Source organism: Mammaliicoccus sp. J-M41 (assembly GCF_022385935.1).
GTDB lineage: Bacteria > Bacillota > Bacilli > Staphylococcales > Staphylococcaceae > Mammaliicoccus > Mammaliicoccus sciuri_A.
The window spans coordinates 89,068-98,195 of sequence record NZ_JAJNIR010000006.1 but is presented as its reverse complement, the minus strand read 5'-3'; the positions used below and the strand labels follow the sequence as shown (position 1 = coordinate 98,195).

Annotated in this window: 11 protein-coding genes; all 11 read right to left on the bottom strand. The window is 30.7% G+C overall.

Annotated features, from left to right (window positions below; translation table 11 throughout):
* Positions 1–141: 141 nt before the first annotated feature.
* The 11 genes from LQ686_RS04075 to LQ686_RS04025 all read right to left on the bottom strand — a co-directional run bounded on the left by LQ686_RS04075 (position 142) and on the right by LQ686_RS04025 (position 9,127).
* A complete protein-coding gene (locus LQ686_RS04075) occupies positions 142–1,491 on the bottom strand; it encodes a TcaA NTF2-like domain-containing protein (RefSeq protein ID WP_239733179.1) in 1,350 nt (449 codons plus the stop codon).
* 10 nt (positions 1,492–1,501) lie between these two features.
* Positions 1,502–2,263 (bottom strand): zinc ribbon domain-containing protein, encoded by a 762-nt coding sequence (locus LQ686_RS04070; protein WP_107573030.1) that lies wholly within the window; start codon positions 2,261–2,263, stop codon positions 1,502–1,504.
* Positions 2,264–2,433: 170 nt separating this feature from the next.
* Positions 2,434–3,216 carry a hypothetical protein gene (locus LQ686_RS04065; RefSeq protein WP_107573031.1) on the bottom strand — a complete coding sequence of 261 codons (783 nt, stop codon included), beginning with the start codon at positions 3,214–3,216 and terminating at the stop codon, positions 2,434–2,436.
* Between the two features lie 189 nt (positions 3,217–3,405).
* Positions 3,406–3,726, bottom strand: a complete 321-nt coding sequence (locus LQ686_RS04060; RefSeq protein ID WP_107573032.1) for an antibiotic biosynthesis monooxygenase family protein — start codon at positions 3,724–3,726, stop codon at positions 3,406–3,408.
* 394 nt (positions 3,727–4,120) lie between these two features.
* Positions 4,121–4,858: a 23S rRNA (adenine(2058)-N(6))-methyltransferase Erm(45) gene (gene erm(45) / locus LQ686_RS04055; RefSeq protein WP_063844522.1), complete on the bottom strand. Its 738-nt coding sequence runs from the start codon at positions 4,856–4,858 to the stop codon at positions 4,121–4,123.
* Between the two features lie 116 nt (positions 4,859–4,974).
* The gene (locus LQ686_RS04050; RefSeq protein WP_150886207.1) at positions 4,975–5,058 is read right to left on the bottom strand and encodes a 23S rRNA methyltransferase attenuation leader peptide; all 84 of its coding nucleotides are present in this window, start codon (positions 5,056–5,058) and stop codon (positions 4,975–4,977) included.
* 239 nt (positions 5,059–5,297) lie between these two features.
* The gene (locus tag LQ686_RS04045) at positions 5,298–5,789 is read right to left on the bottom strand and encodes a hypothetical protein (RefSeq protein WP_150886185.1); all 492 of its coding nucleotides are present in this window, start codon (positions 5,787–5,789) and stop codon (positions 5,298–5,300) included.
* Between the two features lie 234 nt (positions 5,790–6,023).
* Positions 6,024–6,278, bottom strand: coding sequence for a hypothetical protein (locus tag LQ686_RS04040; RefSeq protein WP_150886187.1), 255 nt, complete (start codon positions 6,276–6,278; stop codon positions 6,024–6,026).
* A gap of 270 nt (positions 6,279–6,548) precedes the next feature.
* Positions 6,549–7,901, bottom strand: coding sequence for a DNA primase family protein (locus tag LQ686_RS04035; RefSeq protein ID WP_150886189.1), 1,353 nt, complete (start codon positions 7,899–7,901; stop codon positions 6,549–6,551).
* Positions 7,876–8,736, bottom strand: a complete 861-nt coding sequence (locus LQ686_RS04030; protein WP_191620608.1) for a primase alpha helix C-terminal domain-containing protein — start codon at positions 8,734–8,736, stop codon at positions 7,876–7,878. Before LQ686_RS04030 ends, LQ686_RS04035 begins: the two co-directional genes overlap by 26 nt.
* A gap of 139 nt (positions 8,737–8,875) precedes the next feature.
* Positions 8,876–9,127, bottom strand: coding sequence for a hypothetical protein (locus LQ686_RS04025; RefSeq protein WP_150886193.1), 252 nt, complete (start codon positions 9,125–9,127; stop codon positions 8,876–8,878).
* Position 9,128: the final 1 nt, after the last annotated feature.

Genomic DNA, 9,128 nt, shown 5'->3' with positions numbered 1-9,128 from the left:
TTATTCTAGCATGTAGAGATGCATTTTTTAATACAACGGTGAAACCATACTGTACCATACGCATAGCGTATGGTTTTAATTACACAAATAAGGATCTAAGACATATTCTAATGCCTTAGATCCTAAACTATATTGATTAAATTAGATATCTGTATAATCTTTAATTTTAAACTCAGAGAATGTTGAATCATAATCTAATACGTATTTAGATTTAATACTTTTACCATTTTGATCTTTCTTTTCTACTTCAATTGTAATTGTGTCACCTTTTTTATCATACTTTGTCACTTTAGGTGTAGAGAACTCTGTACTACCGCCTTCTTCAACAACATTTTCTATATGATCTGCTGTATCTGAACTGCTCTTAATATAACTTGATACATACATATAGTCTTCTTCCTCATATGCTTCATTTAATGCGTCTATATAATCTTCCATAAATGTTTGTACATCATCTTTTAATTCTTCATTTTCTTTATAATCTTTGATTGCATCATCATCAAATGAAAGATCAACCGTTATTTCATCTTCACCTTCATCGGCTTTTGTGGCATTAACAGTATTTGTTTTAAATACTTTATCATTTACTTTAGTTTGTGCATATATTGCTACTTTTTCATCTGGTAAGAACGGGCCATATGTTGTTTCATCATATGTTTGATAAGTACCTTGTTTCTTTCCATTAATATAAATATCTATATCTTCATCTCCATAACTATACTCTGAGTCGATATTTACTTTAACATTTTTCTGTTTGAAATTCTCTACTACTTCTGATGAATCTACCATGTTAACAATAACTTCACCTTTAAATTTCTTATCATCTATCGCTTTAGTAGCATCTAAATGGTAATTACCTATTGGCAATGTTGCAAATACTTTATCGTTATCTTTAGATAATTTGATGTTTTTCTTTTTACCATTGTAGTCATACGTAATTGTACTATCTGAATCTGATTGTATTGAAACACTTTCTTTTACAACTTCAAATTCATAGTTATCAAAGACGCCATATTTCTTACCATTTTTCTTAACTTGAATGACAGGCTGTTCTCCAGCACTTATAGTAGTACTTTCAGCATCACTTTGATTCATATCTTTCACTTGGCTTTCAACCTCATCAGCAAATCTATCAGAACTATCCGCTTCAACTACATAATCATAAAAAGCTTTACTTTCTGTTTGGCTTAAATCACGGTTATTAAATTTCAAATGATTTTTTAAAGATTTAGTATTTCCTTTTTTAATATCTGAAGCAATTTCTTCAGCATCATTAACAGGGGATAGTTGTGATTCGACAACTTTATAAACTGCAAATATTAGCAATAACAGTAATGCTACAATTGCAATAATAATCAGTGGTTTTTTATTCATTTTCTTATGTTCAACATTCTGATTCGCTTGATTTTCTTGAGCTACAGGCGTACCACATTGTGTACATACCTTTTGTCCTTCAGAAAGTTTATTCCCGCAATTTTTACAATATTTCATACTTTACCTCCTAGTAATCAGTTAATAACGAATTGACTATATCTAGAGAATCCGAAATTGATTTTTCTACTAATATGCGTAATATAATCGATGCAACAACAAAGTAAATAAGAATGCCGTACACCACTTGAAAACGGAAGTTGAATTGGTTACTATATTTCGTCATTAAGTAGATAGGAGATACTACAAATAATAAAATACTTAACAAAATTAATATCGCTGCGAAACTTGGTACTTTAATGAGTGCAAATAATAATCCAACAAAGAAGAATCCCGTTGAAAATAAATTAAATGAAACAAAGTCTGATAATACTTTATGCACGCCAATATTTGTATTCAACAGTTTAACAATACCTAAAGTTATACCAAACAATAGTGCTAAACTGAAAATGATTGAAAATAACACACTGAAAACAATGCTTGATTTAGATGGTCCAAAAAAGCTTATATCTGCAGGTACTATAATTAACAAGAAAATTAACAGTAATAGAATACCCGCGCCTACTAAAGAAGCTATAAACTTATAACTATATGTGTGTGCACTTGAGACTTCTTGATCTAAATTCGTGAAAATATTTTTAAAGAAACCTTTACTCTCATTTAAGGTTTCATTCTTATATGTATTTAATGAACTTTTAAACTTCTCAACTTTTTCATGATTAGTTGATTCTACTGCAGTTGTGTTCCCATTAGATTGAATTAACTTTTCACCACATTCGCCACAGAATCTGTCATCTTGCATAACAGGTGAACCACATTTAGGACAATTCATATTAAACACTCCTTATATATATTTATATATAATTTTAGCATAAATAAATTAAAATTAAGATGGTAAATTCAAATAAACCTAAAAATTCATAATATTAATTTTAAGTAATACAGCTTTAGTTATATATAAACTCTAGAAACTAATAAATATTTAATATGAATTGGTAATTTTCAATCAATATATTCTCTTAAATATTTCCCATACAGTCCGACTTCTCCATTTGCCAATACGTGACTGTAATGTTTTAAGACAACCCTCTTTGTTTCCCAGCCTTCTTGAGCGTAAAATGCTTCCCCTCCTTTACTTGTAACAAAAGCATCAAATGGGTCATCTTCAGTTTTTCCACCTACGTGATCATTTTCGCCAACAATCCATGTTAACGGGAATGATCCTTTAACATGTTGTGACTTTTCTATATGAGTGGTAATCCCTTCTTTCTTTGGAGAACCTCCTCCTCCAAACAATATAGCGCCACCAGATTGAACATTTAATTCTGGTAATTTTTCCAGCACCCAATATGCTGTTGTTTCTGCACCACCTGAAAAGCTACCTATCCATAATTTTTCATGATTTGGTAAAGAATCAATCAATTCAACTAAATATTGCACATTGGCTTCTCCATTCTTCCACCATTGCTCTTCATCGTTAACAGACTTCGGTACAACTAAAGTTAACCCTTTTTCTTTAGCAACTTGACGGATGCCATCTTTCCCAGCTAAATAGACTTCTGAATCAGGATGATGAAACTCATAAGCACCATCACCATGTAACCACACTAATATTCCCTTAGCGTCCTTAACAGGATAAATTAAATATTCACCTTCTGTTCCATTTTTAGAAGTGAAATTCCGAACATCACGATTACTATCTCTTCCATTTGATGTAAACAACATCACACAGATCACAACTACGATAAATATACATAATAATACTAGTAACTTTTTAATCGCCACTCCCTCCTAATAAACGTTTCAAATTATAACTTAGGAATGTATTTATATATACTTAAGTTCTCTTTTATTATACAAAATTTTACAGAAATAAGAATAACTTCTACAAAAAACCACGAGTGACTAAAGGTACATCCACCTAAAATCACTCGTGATTTTTATTTTATAAAGCTCATTAAAATAACTTACTTATTAATCTACAAGTTCGTATTTTTTAATTTGCTTTTCGATTTTTGAAACTTTCGCTTCTTCGTTTTCTTTCTTTTCTTTACTCATATTTTTATGCTCTTCAACATGAGAAGGTCTAGAAATCCAAGCTTGAAAATCTTTCTTATCATTCCATTTAGAAATAATCGCGTACTCTAACTTGCTTCCCGTTTCAGACTTCCAAACTTGTGCATCAATAAAGCCCTCAAAGCCTTCAAAATCTTGTTTAGCATGACTAGCTTTTTTATCTAATATAGCCTTAGATGCCTCATCTTTAGTAGAAAAAATTGCTTGTGCAACGAACATTCATAACGCCTCCTTGTCTATATATTCCAATATATCAAAAATAAAAATTACAAACATATGAAATGCTTTATAAAAATATAAACACCCCTTTAACCATTAAGGCTAAAGGGGTGTTTAATTATCTTACTCCCACTCAATCGCTAACTGCTATTTTAGAATTTCCTCAGAGTTTCAAAAACCCTTATATCAAGGCTTTGAAGCGATTACTTTTTTAATTTACGTTTCCAGGGGTTGCCCATTGTTTTATAAATCTGCCCATTTTCTGCCCATTATAATATGCACTTGTGTTAATTTAATAATATTACCTTTGAAAATTTATAGAATAATCACTTTATACTATAATTTATATAAAAAGCCCACCTATTTCAATACTAGGAGGGCTCAATTATTACACTTATTTTCGTGGATTGAATAATATATAACTTTCAAAAACTGATAATACTTGTTCATAACTTATTTTATTAAGGTCTTTTATCCTTGCATGTTTCAATGCTTGATGATACTGATTTTTAGTGAATAATTTTGAATACTCTTTATTAACCCACTTTGATATAAAAAACTCATATTTTTTCTTATGTTTATCTTTTATATCTGATATGTGTCTTGTAAGTTTTATTAAAATACAATTTACTTTTGGCTTTGGGTGAAAACTTCCAGCAGGTATAGGTAACAATTGTTGTATATAAACCTGTGTTTGTAGTTGCAAACTTAGAGTTCTACGAGTATCTATCATTCTTTTGTAGAAACCTTCTTCTACAATAAAATACATCTCAGAAGCTTGGCTTCTAAATACTGCATCTTTCACGATTTGAGTACTTATATTGAATGGTATGTTACCAACTATCTTATATTTTTTTCTATACGGATAATTGAATTGTAAAATATCTTGATTGATTAGAGTAACTCTACTATTATCTTGTAACTTATTCGAAGAAAGTTCATATAATTTTTTATCTAACTCTATTGAATAAACATGCTTACATTTTTCTGCTAATTTAGAGGTCAGATGACCTTTACCAGTTCCAACCTCATAAATTATGTCATTCTCATCTATATTTATTTGTTTCATTATATTAGATAATAATTTTTCGTTTGTAATAAAATTTTGAGTAAACTTAATATTTTGATTCATGTAATCACTCCGATAGTGATTACATCGATAAACAAATAGATAGCTTAATAATTTATATGTAATTTTAATTGCCCTTGGACCTTAACACGAATTGTCATTTAATTCATTTATATTATTTATTTATCTGCGTAATCACTGTTTTTTTGTTTGTATAAAACAGTAGATAATTTATCTACATTACGCATAATGAACACTAGCATGACTATCCCTCCTTAAAAATTACATATATTTAGTATTATTTCAGCTATAGAAATGATTATAACAAATATACATAAAAGAATATACCTATTATTAATGTTGAATACTATTTACTAACAACTTATAAAAAACAAAATTACGAATAATAACATTTATATTGGTAAACTATTTTAAATAAGATTTTTTACTTATTAATTTAACAATTAATTCCCTGTTCTTTTAAGCAATGTTCCTACCATTGCTATAAATTTTTTTGTGCCTTTAATTGTGCCATTTCATATTTGCTCTTTATTTTCTCATACGTTTTATAATGCATGTTTTTAGGTTTCCAAGGACATGGCGTATGTGTGATTGTATCTAATTTAAAATTAGGATCTAACATTCTACCGTATCTATATAATAGGTGTGCTTCATAGTCCATCTGTGTTTTAGTTGCCTGTTGTGATATGTAATTGAGTTCCAGGCAATGCCTACAACCTGTAATATTATCTTTAGTCGGGTTTGGCATTGTATAAATTTTTGAAATACGCTCACCGCATTTATAACACCTAAAGAAGTATCTAATACCATATCCAACCTTTACACCTTCTACATAGCACGGAATTTTAAAATTAGTAAAATCAAGCCCTTTCTTTTGAACACCTGTAAACTTTTCACCTGTCACTTCCATATCATCTATACATATTTCTAGTAATTCTTTGGTGTACCATTTCCTTTGACCTGTATAAGCCATGTTATCCCTCCTTTTTTCTTATATAAGTGGAAACACCTAAATATATTGAGAAATGTAGGTTTTCTTTGTGAAATACTATCGTTAAAAACTCCCCGAAAATTAGCATTTATTTGCATTGATAAATTAAAGAAATACAGTAATATCAACGGTTGAAGTGGTTTTTAGTAATGCACATTTTTGACTAGTAAATAAGACCTTAATACATGCATATGTGTATTAAAGTCTTATATATTCCTATGCTTCGCTTCCAGGTGCTTTATAGCACACTAGAATTTTACTAGTAAAGCCACCGCTTCCCTCATCAAAATCACCATCAACCATAGGTGTAATACTATAGATAGTATGATCCATCAAGAAGCGGTTTACACGCTCCTGGTATTCCTGTTTGTTTTCATATCGTTTTGATTCAGTCATATTAAATATAGGGTTATAGTATGGCTTTGTTTCTACTCTTTCACGTTCAAATATCTTTATTTGTACATTTTCCATGTATATCACCTTTCTAACTGTATTCTGCTTATGTGGTTATACACATTAAACAAGTGGAATACGTTTTAAACCTTTCATATCAATGGTTTATAGCATTTGTATAACGTAATAACGTCTTTTTCTTCAAAAACCTTTATATATTTACTTAATACTTATATATAAATAATAGTTTCTATCCGATAAGTTGTTATGTGGTTATACAAAGTCATTAAAAGCCTGTTATATCAACGCTAAAACGTATTCGTAATGTATAACATGTATTCGTCTTTTTTAAGGTTTTGTGTATTTTCTATAAGGCGTCGGTATTCCATTCACACGCTTAGATGATTGTTTCACTTCTAAGCCATATACTTTATTGAGTTCATTAGTAAGGTACTTAGCTGATTTACTTTTAAGACCATTACGTTCTAGCCACCATTTAAAATGTTCAAATACTTCCGTCTTATCCTGGTCAACTACTTTATTGATACCTATATCTTCTACAAACTCTACTACTATGTTATTTTCTTTTTGATAGTCCTGTAATGCTTTCTTGACCGCTTCCGGCTCTGTAAACTGCTTATGTTCCATAACTCTTTGTAAGCCTTGTATGGCTAAATTAAATAGATGTGAGCGTACTATATGATTATCTAACTTCTCAACTATGGATAAATCTAAATTGCCTTTCTCTTTGCTGAATGTATTCATAAATGGAATAATGATTAAACGTCTATATAGTCCATGTGTTGTGTCTTTAATATTAGGTAACTGGTTACTCGAATACATCAATGTGGCGTAATTCTTTAGTGGTAATGGATCTTGATATTTTCGATTACAATATATCGGGTCACCTGTAACTAACTTCTTAAAGTTTTCTGCTTCTTCTATGCGTGTAGCAGAAATATCGTCACCGATTGCCACCATCTTATTAAGCAGACCAAACAACTTAAATTCATGTTGCGTGTCCTGTAGGCTTAGTGGCGTTATGTTATCATCACCAAAGAATTGATATAGCAAACTAAACCATGTGGACTTCCCGTTGCTTCCTGGTGCGTACAAGATAAAACACTTTTGCATGAACGTACTGGCATATAAGCCATAGCCTACACTTTCCTCTAGTAGCTTCCTAATATCCTTATCATGATTAGATATTTCATTTAAGAAGCGGTTTAAATCTTTGCTATAGGCTTCCTTATCATAAGTAATGTTTACATAGTTTGTTATGACATAGTTACTATGGTTTTTATCTAATTGCATAGTTTCAACGTCAAATACACCATTTTTCATAGCTATATAACGTGGGCTAGATCTATGACCCTGTTTTGCTCTAGCCATTAAACTATAAAATACTTCTTTACGTTGGTTTTCTTTTATTATCGGTAGTTCATCTACTAATATCCTTCTAAACTTATTCATATCTACATACACATAGTGTGTATCTTCAAAGTAATGTAGTGCGTCACCGTCTAATATAGTAAATTTATAACGTTGTAGCATATATTGGGCAAACTCATCATGTAAGAACGTTCCGCCATCAAAAAAATCTGATGTACCTTTTTCAAACTTTATAATTTTTGTATTATGTTCTTTTCTGATTTCACTAGCAAACTCTATTAATTCAGTCGGTTTCTGCTTTTTTGTCATAAGTGATTATCTTTCCTCCTCCATTGATGTGTTTCTTTATTATGCTATCTAACGTCTTTTGAAATTCTTCATTACTCATCACTTCATCATTACACTGGTTCCAACACCATAACAGACCCGTAACCGCTTCTATCGGTACACCACGATATAACAATAGGCCTGTAATACTAGCCAAACTACTGTTACGCTGTCCTTCACCAACGCCATAACATATTTCAGACCACCAACTTACATCACGTTTGGGCGGTTTAACTGTAAAGTTAAAATCATTCTTTGGTGCATTGTGTTCAATCGCTTTAATTAATGTATCGGTATTGAGTAGTGTTGTCTTGCTGTACTCAAATACTCTGGGTGATGTGTCTGTTTTAAGTACCTGTCTTGCTTGTGCCTGGCTTATCGTTTTACTACTTTGGTCACACGTTACGCCTAACACCTTATCTACTTCTTCAATCGCTAGGCTATAGTAATCATTGTGAAGCGGTAGCGACAACGGAATAACTAACCTTAATCTAGGGTTATCTATCGTGTGATTATGTGTTGAAAATAGTATATAACTAGCCTTAAACTTATCCTTTACTAGTTGTGGTAAATCAGTTCCAGGCGGTAGATCATCATAATCTATTACTAAGCAATGCTTATTAATAATATTGTCATTCTTGCGGTGATGGTCGGACATCTCACCTAGAAGGAATAGACCGCCCTCATACTTGTTATTTGATACAGTTTTATAGTTAAGGTAGTTCACTAACTCATCAAAGGTTAACGCTTCACTACCTCTATATGATTGTGCATTTAAATTGTCATAGTGATTTACTGTAAAAGTTGTATTGTCCATGATTAGATACGCCCTTATCATGTTATAATTAATGTAAAGGGCTTTCCCTTTCTGTTAAAATACAAGTAAGGACTATATAAAATAGTCCTACTTTTTGTGGGCTTAGTTACATAACTGCTTTGGTCGGTTGATTATGTAACTAGGCTTTTTGTTTATTAATTTCTTCATCTAAACGCTCTATATCTTTTTGAATATCACTTATTAATGTAGTCGATATATATAAATCTTGGTTAACTTCCTTCATGTATTCATATGCTAATCTGTTTTGTTGGCACCATGTTGTACCTAATGAAGTTTCAATACTTTCTAAGTGATTATGTTCATGGTGGTTTAAAGCATTTAATTTCATTTTTAATTGTTCAATCATAACTTTTACATCTTCATTTACCATT